General features: G+C 45.5%; 16 protein-coding genes. 3 read left to right on the top strand and 13 right to left on the bottom strand.

The genetic code is table 11. The features are described from left to right. Positions 1-16: 16 nt before the first annotated feature. Complete coding sequence (gene porW / locus BST85_RS11850; protein ID WP_104813446.1) at positions 17-2635, bottom strand: type IX secretion system periplasmic lipoprotein PorW/SprE; 2619 nt, start codon at positions 2633-2635, stop codon at positions 17-19. Positions 2636-2869: 234 nt separating this feature from the next. On the opposite strand from porW, the gene BST85_RS11845 reads away from it, so the two are divergent. Continuing rightward, positions 2870-3916: a ferredoxin--NADP reductase gene (locus BST85_RS11845; RefSeq protein ID WP_104813445.1), complete on the top strand. Its 1047-nt coding sequence runs from the start codon at positions 2870-2872 to the stop codon at positions 3914-3916. Here BST85_RS11845 and BST85_RS11840 read toward each other — a convergent pair whose 3' ends face one another. The 3 genes from BST85_RS11840 to BST85_RS11830 form a co-directional block, all read right to left on the bottom strand. Next, the gene (locus BST85_RS11840) at positions 3917-4954 is read right to left on the bottom strand and encodes a glycosyltransferase family 9 protein (RefSeq protein WP_104813444.1); all 1038 of its coding nucleotides are present in this window, start codon (positions 4952-4954) and stop codon (positions 3917-3919) included. 3 nt (positions 4955-4957) lie between these two features. After that, the gene (locus BST85_RS11835; RefSeq protein ID WP_104813443.1) at positions 4958-5566 is read right to left on the bottom strand and encodes a DUF4254 domain-containing protein; all 609 of its coding nucleotides are present in this window, start codon (positions 5564-5566) and stop codon (positions 4958-4960) included. Positions 5567-5642: 76 nt separating this feature from the next. Continuing rightward, positions 5643-6590, bottom strand: a complete 948-nt coding sequence (locus tag BST85_RS11830) for a hypothetical protein (RefSeq protein ID WP_104813442.1) — start codon at positions 6588-6590, stop codon at positions 5643-5645. Positions 6591-6629: 39 nt separating this feature from the next. On the opposite strand from BST85_RS11830, the gene BST85_RS11825 reads away from it, so the two are divergent. Next, a complete protein-coding gene (locus tag BST85_RS11825) occupies positions 6630-6866 on the top strand; it encodes a DUF6341 family protein (RefSeq protein ID WP_104813441.1) in 237 nt (78 codons plus the stop codon). 10 nt (positions 6867-6876) lie between these two features. On the opposite strand, the gene purD is transcribed toward BST85_RS11825, so the two are convergent. Further along, positions 6877-8148 (bottom strand): phosphoribosylamine--glycine ligase, encoded by a 1272-nt coding sequence (gene purD, locus BST85_RS11820; RefSeq protein ID WP_104813440.1) that lies wholly within the window; start codon positions 8146-8148, stop codon positions 6877-6879. A gap of 73 nt (positions 8149-8221) precedes the next feature. Between purD and BST85_RS11815 the strand changes: the two genes are divergently transcribed. Then, entirely contained in the window at positions 8222-9523 is a 1302-nt protein-coding gene (locus BST85_RS11815) for a phenylacetate--CoA ligase family protein (RefSeq protein WP_342750432.1), read from the top strand. Here the strand turns inward: BST85_RS11815 and BST85_RS11810 are convergent. From BST85_RS11810 to BST85_RS11775, 8 genes are all read right to left on the bottom strand, one after another. Further along, the gene (locus BST85_RS11810; RefSeq protein WP_104813438.1) at positions 9514-10326 is read right to left on the bottom strand and encodes a glycosyltransferase family 2 protein; all 813 of its coding nucleotides are present in this window, start codon (positions 10324-10326) and stop codon (positions 9514-9516) included. The genes BST85_RS11815 and BST85_RS11810 overlap by 10 nt on opposite strands. Continuing rightward, positions 10295-11650 (bottom strand): undecaprenyl-phosphate glucose phosphotransferase, encoded by a 1356-nt coding sequence (locus BST85_RS11805; RefSeq protein WP_104813437.1) that lies wholly within the window; start codon positions 11648-11650, stop codon positions 10295-10297. The genes BST85_RS11810 and BST85_RS11805 overlap by 32 nt, the downstream gene beginning before the upstream one ends. A gap of 3 nt (positions 11651-11653) precedes the next feature. Beyond that, a complete protein-coding gene (locus BST85_RS11800; protein WP_181040014.1) occupies positions 11654-12850 on the bottom strand; it encodes an O-antigen ligase family protein in 1197 nt (398 codons plus the stop codon). A 127-nt stretch (positions 12851-12977) separates the two neighbouring features. Continuing rightward, positions 12978-14204, bottom strand: a complete 1227-nt coding sequence (locus tag BST85_RS11795) for an O-antigen ligase family protein (RefSeq protein WP_104813435.1) — start codon at positions 14202-14204, stop codon at positions 12978-12980. After that, positions 14201-14935: a WecB/TagA/CpsF family glycosyltransferase gene (locus BST85_RS11790; protein ID WP_104813434.1), complete on the bottom strand. Its 735-nt coding sequence runs from the start codon at positions 14933-14935 to the stop codon at positions 14201-14203. Before BST85_RS11790 ends, BST85_RS11795 begins: the two co-directional genes overlap by 4 nt. Further along, positions 14916-16073, bottom strand: coding sequence for a glycosyltransferase family 4 protein (locus tag BST85_RS11785; protein WP_104813433.1), 1158 nt, complete (start codon positions 16071-16073; stop codon positions 14916-14918). Before BST85_RS11785 ends, BST85_RS11790 begins: the two co-directional genes overlap by 20 nt. Next, entirely contained in the window at positions 16070-17311 is a 1242-nt protein-coding gene (locus BST85_RS11780) for an O-antigen ligase family protein (RefSeq protein ID WP_104813432.1), read from the bottom strand. Before BST85_RS11780 ends, BST85_RS11785 begins: the two co-directional genes overlap by 4 nt. Then, complete coding sequence (locus tag BST85_RS11775) at positions 17289-18611, bottom strand: hypothetical protein (RefSeq protein ID WP_104813431.1); 1323 nt, start codon at positions 18609-18611, stop codon at positions 17289-17291. Before BST85_RS11775 ends, BST85_RS11780 begins: the two co-directional genes overlap by 23 nt. Positions 18612-18646 lie beyond the last annotated feature (35 nt).

Here is an 18646-nt window from a genome sequence, read left to right as displayed (position 1 = left end):
CTGAAAACATCGTGTTTTACTTTTGGGGATTACCGTTTTCTTGCAGAGTTGGATCTGATGCCAGATACTCCTTCAGGTTTTTGTGTACTTGAATGATCTTATAGTTGGGAGTTGAAATTTCGAAGAATGGATGGGTGATCTTAAAGTTTTTGTTTTCACTCAGAGCATCTGCCCTGTTCCTTGCACCAAGCTTGGTGCGCAATCCATGAAGGACTACAAACCAATTCTCCTGGTCATAATAGTCCAGAGATGCCTTCATATCCCGCTGATTATTGTAATAGGCAATGGACTCTTTGAGTTTTAGCAAGAGCTCCTCTGCCTCTTCCCGCTCGTCCTTATCGAATCGATAGACCACTTTCCATTTTTCATTACCGGATTCCGGTTTGAAATCCTTCTTTTCCAAAGCTGGAATCGTAGTGGCGTAGATTTCCCTGGCTTGGCGTCCTTCGTCTGTGTTGGGATAGGTAGTAGCTACATAATTGATGCTGTATTTATAGGATTCAAAACCGTTCCTGCGCCCTAGCGCTGTTGCTTTAAGGAATTCGAACTTAGGAACGATAGGATCCCCAAAATATTCAGAAACATACTTGTCGCATAGATGGATCACTTCCGTATACTCAAAGGCCTCAAACCGCTTATATAGTTGGTTGTACTTGTACTCCGGTGCGGATTCTTCCAGATCGACCACTTGTTCCGGGTTTCGGATGATGGATGCATATCGGGAATCCGGGAAATCGTCCAATATTCTGTTCTTGTAAGGTTCTCCAAGGGCCGGTCTTTCCAACTCCTCGTAGATCTTATATAAGTTGTAATTGACCGGAAGTATCAATCGTTCTATGGGTTCGTGACCCAGCAAGGTCTCAAAACGGTCGGCTGCCAGGGGGAGCTCCTTGAACTTCTCTTTGTAGATCAGACCTAATTCATAGTAGGCCATGTCCCTTTCACGTGCTAGAGAATCGATGATCTTTCTATCCTTGGGGATCTGAACCAGGTAAGTCTCAGGATCGTAGAGGGGATTCCCTGCAATGGTCGGTTCTTGTAATTCTTTAGCCAACTGACCCTCTTCTTTGAATTTAGGTGTACTGCTAGAGATACGCCAACCGTCTTCCAGCTTTCTATCTCCCCAAATATTACGGAACTGTTGCTTTCCGTAGGCTACCGTGGAGGTATTATAAAAATAGAATGGGCCGGCGTTAGGGCCGCTGCTCTTCTCCTTATTGGCAGGTTTGCTGTAGAATTCCTGGTTTGCAATCTTCTCTCGATCCTCATTAGCCCTTTCCACAGAATCCGCTATGGCCTTGGCGCGAAGTTCATCAGTATAGAAGGTGAAGTACCTCAGTTGATCTTCTTCGCTCATATTGGCGATCTTGAGAATAGAATCCGTTACCGTAGTAAACTCCTCCAACTTGATGACCACTTCCAGGTTATCTCTTTTCTTTTGGACTCTCCGTCCCACTTTGGATTTTGGCTCGACAAAGGCAAGAGTAGAATCATAATAAGCTCCAGCGGTCTTATAGTCCGCCGCATCGAAATTGATCTCGGCCAAAGTGTTGTAATTGACAGATTGTAAGGTACGGTCCTGATCATAGGCTCGGATGGATCTGTTGAAGTAAGCCACGGCCGTATCAACATTCTCCGTCTTAAGGTAATACTCCCCGATCTGATTGTAGATCTTGTCCAGATATGGTCGGTTCTCCCAGTTCTCTTCCAGGTCTTCCAAGAGTTCCAAAAAGGCAATCCGGTCTCCGCCTTCGTAGTCAAAGTTCTTCGCCTTGGATATATACGCATTGATCATATATACCCTAGGTGATTTCCGGTTGAGCGCAATCACCTCATCATAGGCCATATTCGCACTATCTCTGTAGGCGGCCCTGGTGCTGTCTACTTCAGATAAACGATCATAGATCTGACCTTTGATGTAGGAATACCGGCCTTTGAGTTCGTTGTCTGGCACAACTTCTGAAGCTATCTTTATGTAAGGTAGAGCAGCCTCCAGTGAATCCAGGTTGACCCAGGCTTGGGCCATAATAGCATTGGCATCGGCATACTCATCATCCTTCATCTTGATGTTCTTGTTATCCACAGCATTGATCAAACCGCCCAGGTCCCGCAAGGCAATCTCTTCATATCGCAGACGGATATTGGTCTTGGCCTTCCACATCTTGGCACGATTGATATTGTTACTGGTAGGATAGCGGTTCAGCACATAGTTGAAAGCATCCAGGGCAGGGATGAATCGTCCGTCAAAATACCTGGCCTTTCCTAAAAGGATATAAGCCTCGTCGATCTGTGGATTGTGCTCTTTGTCGTCTACTACGATAGAATGTTTCTGAATGGCCTTGGTAGCCTTTTCCTCAGCACGTTCAAAATTCGGGTTCTTATCGTATCCCGGTTTGGTTTCCTCGTCCTCCTGCTCCATACGCTCGATGGGAAGGATCTCCCAGTAATTATCCCGATAGGCGTTGGCCAGTTGTTCCTGACCATCTACAAAGGCATTATTACCATTGTACAAAGCATTATACTCCGCCGTTACGGCGTGATAATTACGAGTAAAGAAGGTGCTCTTTTTGCGAGAACAAGCCGCGAGTAATAATACGATCAGCAGGCTGGAAAAGAATAGCTTGGCGAACCTCAAAATTTATCGGTTTGGTATGATACTAACTAAAATGAAACCATTTTAGTATGCCCGGGATTTAAGAAAATACCAAGGGAGGGTAAAAATACGTTTCTTTTTGAATTATAGCCCTTAATGGGGTAAAAATTAGCCGTTTTACAAGGCTTGACAGCGATTTTTGCAAACTAAACAGACCAGGCTGTCAAAAACCCATTTAGCTGCCCTAGTTTACTTATTTTTGCCAAAAAAATTGTCATGAATCAATTTCACGCCCTAAAAGTGTCTGCCATTCAGCGGTTGACTCCGGACTCTGTCCGTCTGACACTGGATATTCCTGCGGACCTTAAGTCCGATTTTTCATTCTTACCCGGTCAGTATCTGAGTCTGGAGACCGAGATCGGTGGACAGTCAGTGCGACGTGCTTATTCCATTTGCTCAGCCTCTGAGCAAACCGCCCTGGAAGTAGGCGTTAAAAAGGTGCCAAATGGAGTGTTTTCGAGCTTTGTAAATGATCAGCTAGCTGTTGGTGATCAGCTATCGGTGCACCTTCCGGAAGGCAGATTCGTGCTGGATCCTTCCGTGGAGTCTGGCACCTATTGTGCCTTTGCTTCGGGCAGTGGAATTACCCCGGTACTATCCATGATCAAATCGGCACTAAAGGCCAGTGATCTGAATAAGTTCGTTCTGGTATATGGTAATCGCAGCTTAAACGATACCATGTTCCGTTCCGACCTCGAGGAACTACTTACTAGCTACCCGGAACGGTTCAAGATAGAATGGATGTACAGCCGTGAAAAGCAAAACAATGCGCTTTTTGGACGGATCCAACGGTCAGTGGTCAATTATTTGCTGAAGAATAAATACAGCGAATGGAACTTTGACAAATTCTTTATTTGTGGTCCGGGTGAAATGATCGATGAGGTCGCAGACACCCTCGCCGAAAGAGGAATTGATCAAGACGCCATTTTATTTGAGCGCTTCACGGCCTCCGAAGAAGGAGAAGAAGTTGCAGGAGCAGAAGGTCAGATCGAGATGACGGTGATCGTAGATGATGAAACAGATAATTTCAGCTGTACTTCTGGTACAACTATCCTTCAGGCTGTATTAGACCAGGGTATAGATGCTCCCTACAGCTGCCAGGGTGGTATCTGTAGTTCTTGTATTGCCAAGGTGACCGAAGGACGTGCAGAAATGCAGAAGAACCAGATCCTGACCGATGCCGAAGTAGCAGATGGATTAGTGCTGACCTGCCAGGCCGTTCCAGTTACCCAAAAAGTGGTTGTGGATTACGACGATGTCTAACTAGCTCAGCCTTTTGCTAATCAGTGTTGCAATTTGCTCGGGGCTGATCGTCCTCATCACTTCCATATAACTTTCAGGATACTTGTTCCCATAGACCGAAGTTGGGATAAGCGGGAACTGCTCCCTGTCGCTGAGTAATTGGTTATCCGCAGACTGACCAAAAGGTGTAAAACCGGCTGCAGGATGGGTAACCCCCCAAAGAGTTATCACGGGTAGATCGAACATAGCCGCTAGGTGACCATTGCCACTGTCCATAGCCACCATCAGATCCAGATTAGCAATCAGGATCAACTCCTCTGCCAGGGTCATTCTTCCCGCAACACTGACTACAGAGTCAAGGCCATTAGCCAGGGCGTCCAATTGTTCTACTTCTTGTTTTCCTCCACCAAATAACAGAATCTGGTATTTACCCTTCTGATCCAAACCAGAAAGAACTTCATGCATCAGGTCCAGGGGATAGGTCTTAGAGCGATAAGCGGCAAAAGGAGCGATCCCAATTAACTTGTTACCATCCGCATTGATCCAGTTAGAAAGACGTGGGGTCAGGGAAGGTCTTTGTGGATATTGGTGCTTGTCCAGATCGATAGGGTAACCGAGTCCGGCCAAAACATCCGCATAACGCTGGTGGGTGCTTTTCAGATTGGCTAATTTGGCCCCCTTGTTTCGGATAAGTTGTCTTTTTTCTTTCCTGCCTTTATCGATCACCGCACAGCGTAGTCCCCTTGATCGCAAAGAGGTGACCAATATCTTAGATCGGATCACATCGTGCAGATCGGCTACTGCGGTCACTCCGGACTGACGGATAAGACCGGCCAATTTAAGCAGTCCGGGGATACCCTTATGCTCGCCTTTAACGTCGGCCTCAATAAAATGAACACCATCCAGCTCCTGGAAAAATGGTTTAAAGAAGGATCTCGAAATAATGGTAATTTCAAGATTGGGATAAGTAGCGCGAAGAACCCTGATCACGGGAACGGTCATGGCCACATCACCAAGGGCCGACAACCGTATGATCCCGATATGATCCTGTCCGGGCATGTTCTATTTCTGTTGGCGAAGAACCGGGTTTAGCTCGTCGTCGTTATACATCTTCATCTGTTTGTACACCTTCATGTACTTGCGACCATGAGCGATATCGTCCAGAAGTTGCTCAATGGCCGTACTTAGGTCTACCCGCTGTTCCAGCAGTACATCCAGTTTCTTCTGACAGGCATCCCTGTGCTCTTGGGAAGCGTCTGTCCGGGTAGCTTCTTCGTTCATATGATATATCTTCAGCGCAAGTATGGATAGACGATCAATGCCCCAGGCGGGGCTTTCTGTATTGATCCTTGCATTGGCATCGACAGTTACATCATCATACTTTTCTAAAAAGTAGCTATCGATATACTCTACCGTGTCTGTTCGGTCCTGGTTGGAGGCATCGATCTGGCGCTTTAGGGTCAGGGCAGCCACCGGGTCTATGTTAGGGTCCCGGATGATGTCCTCATAATGCCATTGCACAGTATCAATCCAACACTTGCGATAAAGCAGATGATTTAAAAGATCCTGGCCGGCATCGTACGGATTTTCAAAGGGTTGGTCCACACTGTCCAGGACGTGGTACTTCTTGATAACTTCTTGAAAGAGCTGATTGGCCGACTGCGTAAACATAAACGAAATATGGAATAAGAATAATAGTAATTGCTAAATGGCAAAGTTACCCTATTTTTTCCTGTTTAAACCTCTTTTAGGACTGTTGAAGCCCGGATATTTTGATCAAATAGGGTAGTAAAGGTAAGAGTAACAACAACCAGAGTACCACTTCCTTGAATTCCTTGCGCTTTAGTCGGTCGATCAGATTCCCCCATCCCACTCCCAGTAAAATCGCCGGAAATAGCCACTCGGTTCCGTCAAACTTGCCAGATAAGGCACCTATCAACAAGAGGGTTACGATACATATTCCATAAAGTAGAATGGTCGGTCTGTCCTTGCGCGCTTCTCGATTGTAAGTGATTGCGAGAAATAGTCCGACCAGCAGCAGTAATATCATCAGGGTCATTACGGAGTAGATCAAGGGCCATTCCAAATAAGGCGAAAGATCAAAACTCAATTCAGGTAACCGTCCATTCAACCATGAATTATCTCCATACCGAAGCAGGGAATAGGTCCAAGCCAGAACCCCAACCGAACCCAGGCCAAACAATGGAATGATATAGAGTCTAGGTACACTGAAGCTTCTCATCGAAATAGACCAGAACAGCGGAAAGACAAATAACACGCTGGCAGAACTGAACAAGCCTGCTATTCCTATCCAAAGAGAAGCATCTAATATTTTTCGCTCCAGATTGCGCTCAGATCGCAAACTAAAGATTCGCCGGCAGGCAAAAAGCAGACATAAGACAGACCAAACCTTATCCCAGCCATGCAGAAGTACAGGGATGAGCGATATCAATACCGCCATAGCAATAATACCGAAACTGTTCCCTGCGGTCAACACATTCTTCCGAATGATGAAATTGAAGACCAACATAGCCATCACCAATGCGACTCCCAGGGCAGCTAATCTCAACCATGCTTGGCCATCCTGTGGGAGGCTGTCAAAAAGCCAAAAGGAGAGCAAGTAGAACACAAGCATATACGCAATGGCTATAACCAGGGTTACCGGCTTGGAATTCCCAAAAAAGCTTGTGAGCATTTGGCTTTATTTATACTTTTGCAATATAAATATACCGTTATGTCTTGGAAAGGTTTTTTTGAAGGTATCCAGTCATTTTTCGAAGAAGTCGCTTTTGCCCCATTCGAAGCCCTTAGAAGTATGGAACTCAGCAGCTGGTGGGGAGCCAACGTAATGTCTTGGTTGTTTCTACTGATCGGTTTCGTTGCCTTTATCTATTGGATGAGAGAGTTGAAAGCCATCAATGAACGTGGTGAAGAGGACCGCTCTCAGACTTCACACTCCTATCTGGGATAAACTCCCTGTTCTAAAGATCAAATCCTATATCCTTTCGATAGTTCATCTTATCGAAGGAAATCTTCTCTATTTCTGTATAGGACTTACTTAGGCCTTGTCTAAAGTCTTGGTGCAAGCTGGTTATGGCCAAGACACGACCACCGCTGGTTACAACCTGATCACCATCTTTTTTTGTGCCGGCATGGAAAACGATGGAACCATCTACTCGATCCAATCCGTCGATGGCCTTGCCTTTCTCGTAACTTTCCGGATATCCTCCTGAAACCAGGATCACCGTAGATGCTGACCGGGAATCCATTTCCAATTCTATCTCATCCAACTTTCCATCTGTAGTTGCCATCAGTAGCTCGACAAGATCAGTTTTAATTCTCGGTAGTACCGCCTCGGTCTCAGGATCTCCCATCCGGACATTGTACTCGATCACATAGGGATCATCTCCTACTTTGATCAAACCGATGAAGACAAAACCATTATATACGATACCTTCCTTTTTGATTCCTTCAACTGTAGGCTTAACTATGCGATCTTCGATCTTTTGCATGAACTCCTCTGTGGCAAATGGAACAGGCGAGATGGCTCCCATCCCACCGGTATTCAGACCTGTATCGCCTTCGCCTATACGTTTATAATCCTTGGCGGTTGGCAATACCTTATAGCTGCTTCCATCTGTAAGCACAAAGACACTAAGCTCTATCCCTGAAAGGAACTCTTCAATGACCACCTTGCTGCTGGCCGCTCCAAACTTAGCCTCGGCCAACATCTGCTCCAATTCTATCTTGGCTTGATCCAGATCATTTAGAATAAGCACTCCTTTACCTGCCGCTAAGCCATCTGCTTTAAGGACGTAAGGCGCATTGAGTGTTTCCAGAAATTGCTTTCCCGCTTCCAAAGTTTCAGCGGTAAAACTCTGATAGGCCGCAGTAGGGATTTGGTGGCGGCTCATGAATTCCTTGGCAGCCTCTTTACTGCCTTCCAATTGAGCTCCCTTAGCAGAAGGACCTACCACCCGTACTCCTTGTAGTGCTTCGTCGGCCTTGAAGAAATCATAGATTCCCTGGACCAGCGGATCTTCAGGGCCAACAACCAGCATATCGATCTGATGCTCCAGAACCGCAGCTTTGATCGCGTCAAAATCGGTTACCGAAAGTGGCAGATTAGTCGCTATGGCTTCAGTACCGGCATTACCAGGTGCTACGTATAAATTCTCACAGTGATCACTCTGGCTGATCATGTAGGTGAATGCGTGCTCACGGCCTCCGGAACCAATTATCAGGATGTTCATTTTCGGGTGTTTCTAGAATTAGTGCACAAAAATAAATGTTTGTAATTTGAACTGCTAATAAATCGTTTTGAACTTGCTCGACCTCAGCCTGAAGGTAAACGGCTACCCCATCAAGAGAGCCATATCCGTACTCAGGGCCATTCAACATCAGGGAGAATTGGAACGCAGCGGCCATTTGCACCGCCGCCGACAATCTATCTTGAATTACCACTTGGAGAACAACCCCTTTTATCGGGACTTTTTGGGGTCTGGTCCAGTTAACGATTGGGACAAACTTCCGGTTCTGACCAAAGCGGATCTCAGACTGCCCCTGAGCAAGCGCCTCTCTAAAGGTTTTGGCAGGCATAACGTTCATATCCACAAGACTTCTGGTTCCAGCGGACACCCATTGATCTTTGCCAAAGACAAATTCTGCCATGCCATGGCCTGGGCTGTGAACCAGAACAGGTTTGGATGGCACGGCATAGATCAAAATAAAGACCTACAGGCCCGGTTCTATGGAATACCCCTAGACTGGAAGGGCTATCAAAAAGAACGGCTTAAAGATCGGCTAAGTTCCCGATATCGCTTTCCCATCTTCGACTTGTCGGATCAAAAGATGGAGGAATTCGTCGGAATATTCGCTAAACGTCCATTTGTCTACATTAATGGATATACCAGTTCTATCGTACTTTTTGCCAAATACCTGGAACGCGAAAACATCCAGATAAAATCACTTTGCCCTACCCTGACCCACTGTTTTGTAACCAGTGAAATGCTCTTCGACTCGGATAAGGAATTACTGGAGCGGGTGTTGCAAGTTCCGGTGATCAATGAGTATGGAGCCAGCGAATTAGACCTGATCGCATTTTCGCATCCGGATGGGGACTTTCGCCTGAACAACGAAACGCAATATGTGGAGATCTTGGACGAGAATGATCATCCTTTGCCTGCTGGCCAGGCAGGCAGAATTGTGATCACTAATTTCTACAATTGGGCTCATCCAATGATCCGATACGACATCGGTGATACCGGTATAATTGCCCCCTCAACTCACATTTTAAGGCCTGGTCTGGATCAACTCATTGGCCGAACCAACGACGTAGCCATTCTTCCCGATGGGAAGCGTGTGCCCGGACTGACTTTTTATTACGTGACCAAAAGTCTGATCGAGGACAATTCTCCAGTGGAGGAATTTGTGATCGAGCAGCACCAAGCCGACGTCTTTAAAATTCTATACACTTCCCAGCGGGATCTGGACCGATCTGAAACAAAGGCTATAGAGGGAGCTATTCTAACCTATTTAGGGCAGCAAGTCCAGTTATCCATAGAACGAGTAGAGGTCATGGACAGATCAAGAAGGGGGAAGCTCAAGCAGTTCATTTCCTATCTGTAACGCTCAATCCATCGCGGCCTGTTCAGGAAATACTCCCACAGAAAGATCAAGAGATAAGTGAAGGATTTGATTCCTGAGAAGTGAAGGTATTCCCTGTAGAAACGGTAATTGTGACTTAAAAGTCTCCATTTTTTGGAGCTGATAGAGGTCTGACCCACCCGGTATCTGGCCAGATCATGGTCCAGTCCCAATGCAGGAGTGCTACTTCTACGTATTGCCTCTAGCCAAACGGCCCAATCCTGCCGTTTACGAATGGCAGGTGACATAATCTTACCTATGGAAGAAACGCGATAGATGCCGGTCAGGTTGCCGATGTAGTTGTTCCTCAACTGTTTTTGGTAGCTCAATTCCGGGATGGCCTTTATACGAATTCCCAACTCATGACCTTGCTCGTCGATCCGGATGTAGTTGCTAAAACAAACGGGGTTACCAGTCGATTCCATTTGTTGAATTTGTAGGTTGAGCTTATCGGGCTCCCAAAGATCGTCGCTATCCAAAAAAGCAATGTATTCTCCCTTGGCTTCCTCAGTGGCTTTATTCCGGCTGTGTGCCGCTCCTTGATTCTCTTGATTAAAAAAGATCCGTATTCGCTTATCCATAGCTGCGGCCTTCTTCATGATCTGAGATGAACCATCCGTTGAGGCGTCGTCTACCAGGAGCATTTCCCACTGCGTATAGGTCTGATCCAACACACTCTGGATACACCCTTGCAGGTATGGAGCCGAATTGAAAACCGGGCTTACTACAGAAACCAAGCCTGGCACAAAGTCATCAATATGCTTTGTCCTCCCCTTTGATGGCATTGTAGACTGTTTGGAAGACGATCTTCAGATCCAGCAGCAAGGACCAGTTCTCCAGGTAAAAGATGTCGTATTTGACGCGATTGACGATATCCGATTCGCTCTCTACCTCCCCGCGGTATCCGCTCACTTGCGCCAGACCCGTGATCCCTGGTTTTACAAAATGCCGCACCATGAATTTATCGATCCGTTCTGCGTACATCTCGGTATGACTGACCATGTGAGGTCTGGGCCCAACTACGGACATCTCGCCCTTCAGCACATTGATAAACTGGGGTAATTCGTCTATACTGGTTTTCCGGATGAAGCGACCAACCTTGGTAATGCGTTCATCACCCCGAGTTACCTGATAGAGGTGTGCCTCAGGATTGGGACGCATCGAGCGGAATTTGTAACAGTAGAATTCTTCATAATCCAAACCATTCCTCTTTTGTTTAAAGAATACGGGGCCTCTTGATTCCAGCTTGATCAAAATGGCCAGAATTGGAGTGAGCCAAGACAATATACCTACGATCACGATCAGGGACAGCAAGATGTCGAAGCTGCGTTTGATGAACTGGTTGAAGGGTTCATCGATCGGGATCTTTCTCATGGAGAGAATAGGTAGCACCCCGTAATAGTCAAAATCGAGTCTTTTGCTGTATATCTCTTTGTTGTCTGGCAAGAACTTCAGGACCTTCAGGTTATTGTCTGCGTAATCGATGAGTTTGATCAACTGGTGATTGTCCAATTGTCCCACAGAGGCGTAGATCTCTTCGATATGGTTGTTGGAAATGTAATCAAAGCACTCTTCTAACGGGACTGCATGCTGACTGTTCAGGTCAAAGGTCCTTTTAAGCTCGTATCCGTATTGAGGGAAGTCGTCAAAGAACTTCCTCAATTGATCTGTCTTTTGATTGAGTCCAATTATGACAACCCTTCTGTGATTTCCTCCAAGGACCCTTCTATACTTCTTTAGCAGGAAGAAAATAGAGAATTTGAACAAAGAGATGATTCCCATCACAAGGACCACATATCTCAGTATTTGAATCGGGTCGACATCGTACGTTCTATGTACCCCAAAGAAGGCATAAACAATGAGCGTAAAAATGATGGACTGTTTGGCCAATAGGGTCAATATCTTGGTCACATGGGTAAACCGGTATATCTCGTAAAAGTGAGACCTTACCGAAAGTATGACCCAGGCCAGGGTGATGAAGAACAGAAAGTTGATGGCCGGAAAATTGTCCTCAAACATCATAAAGGCCAGCCAGTGAATCGCCGACAGGTCGATCAAATAAGAGATCGGCCTGATAAATCCTGAAAATCTTCCTGTCCTAAAGAGCATGCATCATTGAGTTAAGGGTTGATCAGCTTCTTCCTTTGGACCATTTTGTCCGAAATGCAGGCACAATAGGATAAAAATAAATCCAGCATAGTAGGCCCCGATCTGCCGGTGAAAAACATTTTCCACGAAGGCATAGATCATAAATGTAGCCAATAGAGCCGTTGGGTATAACAAGCGGTAATGGCGATAAAAGAACACCCCTAGCAAGCTTAAAAAAAAGACTACACCCACAAGACCGGTTGCCAGGTAAAAGTCGATATACTGGTTGTGCGTATTGTATCTTTTGGTCTGAAAATTCTGGAGCACCTCCGGGTCATCAATGCGCTTGTCATACTGCTCCATCAATCGGCGATTTGTTTCGGCAAACCCAATTCCACCTAAGGTTAGTCCTTCTTCCATGGCAATCTCGTAAGCACTGTCCCAAATTATGGCCCTCGGCTCATTCTGCAGGGCGATGCTGGTCCAGGAATTTGAACTGTCATCCTGATTGGTATACAGCAATTTGTGTCTGAAATCCGGATTCAGGATAAAAGCTCCGGCAATGATCAACACCAAGGTCCCGGTAACAACCATCATCTGCGGTCCTCTCCTGGATCGATACAGCTGACCCATCAGGAACAGTACGACAAAGGCAACAATGGTGATCCTGGAAACAATGAAAAGTATGAAGATCACATTGATGATAATATTTCCGACATAGTATCGATTATCCGGATGATATCTGGATTGCAGGGAAGAATAGGACGCCAATATGCTCAATAGGCATAACATCCCGAGGTAAATTCTGTCAATTAACAGCCCTTCGATAAGCATGGCGGAATCTCCAAATTCAAAACCAGTACCAGAATTTGCCAGTATTATAATGTTAATTGCAGAGAACAAAATAGCGGCCAAAGCAGAAAAGACAATAGCCTTCTCCACCTTCTTAACTCCCTGAACCGGTATGTACAAAAAAACAAGCCCCACGGTGATCAACACCTTCTTAAGCACAGACAGGTCCTCCTCCAATCGTCCAGCCAGAAGGGCGTTTAAAACCAGGTAGGCGAAAAACCCCAAAAGCACCAACATGGGTAATCTCTTGATCTTGACGAAATCTGAGCGGGACACAACAAAAGGGAAGGCCACCACCAGAACACCCATCAAAATATTCGGTAAGGCCCGGATGTAATCATCAAAAGGAATGATGAAATACAGGAGCATGTAAGCGTAAGGATATAAAGAGGATAAAACGATTCGCATAACCGGGTTAAGGATCGGGAAAGAAAGTTACTAAGAATATGTCAATTAGGCCTGTGACAAAAATTCTTAGCCTCCGCTTTCCAGTTGCTCAAACAGCAGACGAAGATACTTTTTTTGAGCCGAAAGCTATAAGAGAATATACAAGTAACCAGACAATAGGTTGATTTGCACTAACCAGAAAACCAGAAGCCAGGGCGGCGATAAAAAGTAGAAAACCAAGCATAACCCACAAATAGTTCAGGTTGCGGAAATAATTCATGATATCCCTGATAAACCAGGCGTAGACCAAGAGTCCGAATAAGCCAAAGAAGAAAAATATGTCGAACAATTCCATTTCAGAGCGATTGTTGTAAAAGTCGGCCCCACCTATGAGATAATTATACCATTCCCACTTGGCAACCACTACGTTCTCATACGTAGCCTTTAATTCTGCGTCCCTGGTACTGGATAGCATAGATAACCAACCTTTCTTTCTCTGCAGCACGACCAAGGCATTGAAATACTCCTCAAGAAAGGCAAGGACCTTGTCTCGGAGCAAAAAAAGTAAACCGATCAGGGAGAGCATAGAGATGACCAGCCATTTGTTACGATAGCGCCTATATCGGAAAAAATTATAGGCAAATAGCAAGGGCAGGAACAAATAGATCTTCTTGGTACCTAGAAGCAGGGAACACAAGATCACCGCTATCAGTTTATAAGGCTTTGATCCCTGGCTGACCTGATAGTAGTAGAATATCATCATCAGGATGAAATAATAGCTGGCCTGATTGTTGGAATTGTAAATTCCCATATACCCAAAGCGAGTAAATATGTCGTAAGTCCTGAATGCAGCTATATCGAAGATGGCGCCCAGAACAATAAGGGCACAGTTAATAAAGAAGAATATCTCGAACAGACGGAATAGTTTCCAAGTCTTGTCAGTCCTGGTCAACAAAGGGTAGAATAAGAGAAAGGTAACGGGCATGTACAGGAAACGGGAAACATAGACCAGATTCTTCTTGATCCCTTCCAATTTATTGTCTTCGAAGTCACCAAGCAGTTGGGCCAATAGAAAACAAGAGAGCAGTATCACCAATGCCAGGGACCAATTCCTGGCTCGCTTATCCGAACGATAGAATTTAAAATTCAAGGAGAAAACGACCACGTAAATGGCCAACACCAAACCTTTGGAGATCGCCGTATATCGGATAAAAGAGCTTTCGTCCGACATGGCCAGGTTCCGGCCTACATCGCCCAGAAAAAAGATCAGAATAGTGGCTATAAAAGCGCCGAATAGGGAGCGTGTCAGGAAGGTATTTTCTTCTATCTGATTCACTTTTTAGTCAGGATCTGTTTGGTCGCCAGGAAAATAAAATAACTGTTGGTATAAAAGTAACGCTTAAACATACGCCTGGGTTCCTGCAATAAACGGTAAAGCCACTCCAAGCCTGTATTTTGCATCCATGCAGGAGCCCTTTTGATCTCGCCCACATAGACCGGGAAAGCCCCGCCTACTCCAAAAAGTGGAGCCTTGATCTGATCCGTGAACTGATTCATCCATTTTTCTTGCTTGGGGCATCCCAAGGCCACGAAGACCGCATTGGTTCCAGACTCGTTAATCGCCCTTATGTAGGCCTCATTATCCCACGGTTGACCAAAAGGTGGGGATATGGCACAGGAAATCTCTACCTGGGGTAACTCTTGGTTGATCTTTTGGCAAATCTTATCCAAGATATCATCTGTAGAACCGATCAGGGCCACTTTAAAGCTGTTCTTGTTACATACCTCCAGAAAATAGGGAAAGAAATCCATGCCTGCTATCCTTTCCTGTTGAATTCCATACACTCGTTTAAACATCTTGGCCACCGGGGCACCATCTGGAAAAGCATAGGTCGCATCGTTGACCACCTGCTGAAACTCTTGGGAGTTGTAGGCCTCTATCAACATATGGACATTGACCATACACACATAAGCAGAGGATCGATCCCTGGCCAATCTGATCAAGTCTGGGATATGCTCCTCCAGGCTTCCCTGGGTGATATTGGATCTAAGTATTCTTTTCTTCATAGCTGCTGGCAACAGAGTGATAAACGTTCATCAGGGCTTCAAAATTTTGCTGATGGGTATACTTCTGCTCGTAAGTATCTCTTGCTCCTCTATAGAGCTTATCATCCCGGTGGTCATTAAAGTATTGAATAGTTTTGACCAAATCGTCGGTGTTCTTTGATTCGAATAGCAGACCGTTCTGCTTATGATTGACGATCTGATTGATATTGTCAACGTCGGACGCAATTACCGGGGTGCCTGCCGAAAACGATTCGATGATACCGTTGGGAAGTCCTTCGTAAATAACGGAAGTAAAAATAAGCGCTGGAGCCCTCTTAAGTGCTTGCTGGACAGACTGGCGATCCTTTGGGCCGACAAACTGGATATTAGGTCCAGCTAATTCACTGAGCTCCTCCATTTGAGGACCATCCCCGATTATGCACAGTTTGAGTTCTGGTAGCCGGTTAAAGGCTTCGATCAGTGTATTCAACCCCTTCTCCTTGGACAAACGGCCAATGCAGACATATGGACCACTGCGATCTTCCGGAGGGAAAATTGGCGCCAGGTCGTCGGTGCTATTTGGTTTAACCGCTACTTGATCAGGTTGCAGATTTAAGGAGGAGGATAGGATCAAGTTCCTGATAAATGGGGTAAGGACCAGAAACTTATCCACTTTCTTTCTCCAACTACCTCTTAGATTGTGATAGAAAAGCGCAGAGGCCAGAGCCGCAGACTTTATGCCAGAATCCTGGAAGCAAGCATGCCGTATGGCTGGTGTGGCGAATTTCCGATCGAGACATTGGGTACAGACCCCATTATTCCGCATGAACATCGCATTGGGGCAAATAAGCCTGAAATTATGCAGCGTCATGACAACCGGAACACGGTGCTTTTTGGCTTCGTACAAGACACTCGGAGAAGCCTGGTAAAAGAGATTGTGAACATGAATGACATCAGGTTGAAAACTCTGGATCTTCTGCCTGAGCTCAACCGCAGCAGACTTATTGAAATAGAGATTAACCGGGTTCAACTGGTCATTGGAGAACATCAATTGCTCCACCTTCACTCCATGACGACGAAGCAAGTCTTGTTCGATATCCACCACGACGTCCTCTCCCCCACGATGCTGATAGCTATTGTGTATTTGGAGCACCCTCATTCCGACCTGAATTTATAACAGAACAAAAATGCGCTAAAAAAGGCAAAGAAGAGCACTCCGGCATTGATCTGGAAGAAGGATTCGGTCATACCCAGAAGTACAAAGGTCGCAATAAAGAGGAGGTAAACAGGATTTTGATAGCGAACGGAATATACGATGGTCCAAACCAGTGAGCCCATCAACAAGAGAAGGCCTATGATACCGCTTCTGACCCAAGCTTGTAAGAAAATATTGTGAGCGTGGAAGCTATTCCCTTCGACCAGGAGTTGATTTCGACTATATACCCGATAACAGAGGGTCATTTGATCCAGATCATCTCCCATCCCAACGCCTAAAACAGGGTTATTCTGTATGACCTTCCAGGCACAATCCCAGATAAGAACTCTCATCCCAGTTCCACCCCAATAACCGGAACCAGAACTATCATCTTCAAATTGATAGACTTCCTTCCATTTGTCTTGCATGGTTTCGCTGGTCAGGGTAATAGCGGTTAGCACACCTAGTATGGCTATCGCCGATATAAGGGTCATGTATTTGCCCGCTCGTCTGGCCTGAATGCTGAGAATGATCAAGACCAATGCGATGGCCGTTACGATGGCAATCCGACTTCCAAGCAGAAACAGAAATACCGTTAGTAAGAACATACATACGCGGATGATCCGCCGGTAACGATCAGGTCTCCAGGCGGTGCCGTCCAAAAAAAGAAGGTAAAACCCTGCTGCTATTGCGAAGCAGGTATACAAGGACAAGGTCAGATAGTGGATGGACCCAACCGCAGATGCCAATTGATCAAATAAAAGCAACGACCAACTGGAGCTCTCTTCGCTGATAACGGACCAGATTTGTTTGCCCAGGGATAACACAGCCAGCAAGGCGAGTGAAAAAATAAAGGCTCGAAGGACTCGTCTTACGCTTCGGCCTGAGGCCCTAAATGGAATAGAAAGGCAGACCATGGCCAGCAAGGGTATCAATAACTGTAGCCCGGCCTTTTTCCAAAAATATCCATGATTCTCAGAGTACCAATAGGTGGAGACGCAATAGAAGGTGTATGCCGATAGTATGAAAAAGGCGATCCAATGGGATCGGTCCATCCGGCATTTCCCCATGAGTAGCTGGATAAGCCAAACCAATCCGATCAGGCCAATGGCCAGATTAGGCAAGGCAGGACCGAATGGCAAGGTCATTCCCAACAGAATGAACAGGTACTCCCATGTGCTATTTTGGAATAGTTTCTTCAATCTTATTGGATTGGTTAAGTTGGTCCACCTGTAACAGTTTGATCATTAGGAGCAGTGGCAGGATGATCTCGACCACTTCCAGATAATATTGGAAAACGAACAAAAAGAAAATGTATAAGCCTGCAAAAAGAACGAAGGTCTTATCCGGTTTGTTATCTAATTGACTCCGAATTCTATAGATTGCCCTGAAAAAAAAGAACAGGTACAATCCTCCGAAAACAAAACCATACTCCACTAACATGGAAACAACAGAAGAAAAAGGTTGATTCCTGGTGCCGTCATTCCATGGCAGGTATTCCACATAGTGCCTGTTGAGAATGGGAAAGACATATTCTGAATGGTAGGTAGTCCTGTAATTGAAGTATTTGCGGACGTACTTGTTGCCTATAAAATCACCGTTCATATAAAAAGCTGTTCGGGAATTATAGGTGCCGGGTGAAGTCCCCAACAAAAATACTTTAGGATTGGACAGATACAATCGTTCGGTGCCCACCAAGAAGGTGTAATACCTTGGGACAATGGTCCTTCGGTAGGAAGCTATCCGCTCCATCTGCTCGTCATAGTCGTAATCGTCGAATATGGTCTTAAAGAAATTGGTGTTGTTCTGGATATAGGTCAGGTTTCCAGGGTTTATCGCTGTAACCACGGCAAAGAAGACCAATGTGGCGACCCCAATCTTAAGAGTAAGACCGATGTTGCGAATCAGGAATGGCAACATGACTATTCCAAATGCCAGTAAGAAAACGACCAGTCCCTGTCCGTAAAATCCTAGAATTCCACAGATAAAAAAGAAGATAAAGAACGGGTATCGTTTATGGAAAAAGTAATAGGTGGCAACAAAAAGGTTGATGATGGATAAGCTGTGAGAGCCAAAACCTGAACCTCCGTAAAGCCCAGTAAAGATATCCTCGGGATTAGCGCTGGTGGTCAACATGTAAAGCGAATAGAAGACCGCCGAAATGTTAACTACAAACAAGATGATACTGAAGTAATTCAGAAAGGTTTTAAAGTATTCCTTGGATGAGCCACCTTCTGATCTCTTGGGTACAGATGTGATCAACAGGAAAGGGATCAGCACCAAGTAGAGGGACAGCAATAGGTTAAATAGAAAAAAGCCCTCCAGAACCATGGATAATAACCCAAATACGACCATCCCGATACAATGAAGAAAGATCGTCTTGTCTATCTTAAGATTAAGTCCTTTAAAAAGCACAAGCACCAGGACTGGATACAGGAACAGCAAGAACGGCCTGAAAAATGTCAGACACAGAAAGGAGATGATCAATAAGACTGCTCTCATGAGTTCTTACAAAGTGCTTTTATACGGGCGATATT

The organism is Aureitalea marina, from assembly GCF_002943755.1.
Taxonomy (GTDB): Bacteria; Bacteroidota; Bacteroidia; order Flavobacteriales; family Flavobacteriaceae; genus Aureitalea; species Aureitalea marina.
Note: the sequence above shows the minus strand (reverse complement) of the source record. Positions and strands in the feature narration are given on the sequence as shown.

Excerpts from the sequence above, each read along its gene's own strand:
- BST85_RS11845 (WP_104813445.1), top strand. The coding sequence starts at position 2,870 with ATGAATCAATTTCACGCCCTAAAAGTGTCTGCCATTCAGCGGTTGACT.
- BST85_RS11840 (WP_104813444.1), bottom strand. The coding sequence starts at position 4,954 with ATGCCCGGACAGGATCATATCGGGATCATACGGTTGTCGGCCCTTGGT.
- BST85_RS11835 (WP_104813443.1), bottom strand. The coding sequence starts at position 5,566 with ATGTTTACGCAGTCGGCCAATCAGCTCTTTCAAGAAGTTATCAAGAAG.
- BST85_RS11830 (WP_104813442.1), bottom strand. The coding sequence starts at position 6,590 with ATGCTCACAAGCTTTTTTGGGAATTCCAAGCCGGTAACCCTGGTTATA.
- BST85_RS11825 (WP_104813441.1), top strand. The coding sequence starts at position 6,630 with ATGTCTTGGAAAGGTTTTTTTGAAGGTATCCAGTCATTTTTCGAAGAA.
- purD (WP_104813440.1), bottom strand. The coding sequence starts at position 8,148 with ATGAACATCCTGATAATTGGTTCCGGAGGCCGTGAGCACGCATTCACC.
- BST85_RS11810 (WP_104813438.1), bottom strand. The coding sequence starts at position 10,326 with ATGCCATCAAAGGGGAGGACAAAGCATATTGATGACTTTGTGCCAGGC.
- BST85_RS11805 (WP_104813437.1), bottom strand. The coding sequence starts at position 11,650 with ATGCTCTTTAGGACAGGAAGATTTTCAGGATTTATCAGGCCGATCTCT.
- BST85_RS11800 (WP_181040014.1), bottom strand. The coding sequence starts at position 12,850 with ATGCTCCTGTATTTCATCATTCCTTTTGATGATTACATCCGGGCCTTA.
- BST85_RS11790 (WP_104813434.1), bottom strand. The coding sequence starts at position 14,935 with ATGAAGAAAAGAATACTTAGATCCAATATCACCCAGGGAAGCCTGGAG.
- BST85_RS11785 (WP_104813433.1), bottom strand. The coding sequence starts at position 16,073 with ATGAGGGTGCTCCAAATACACAATAGCTATCAGCATCGTGGGGGAGAG.
- BST85_RS11775 (WP_104813431.1), bottom strand. The coding sequence starts at position 18,611 with ATGAGAGCAGTCTTATTGATCATCTCCTTTCTGTGTCTGACATTTTTC.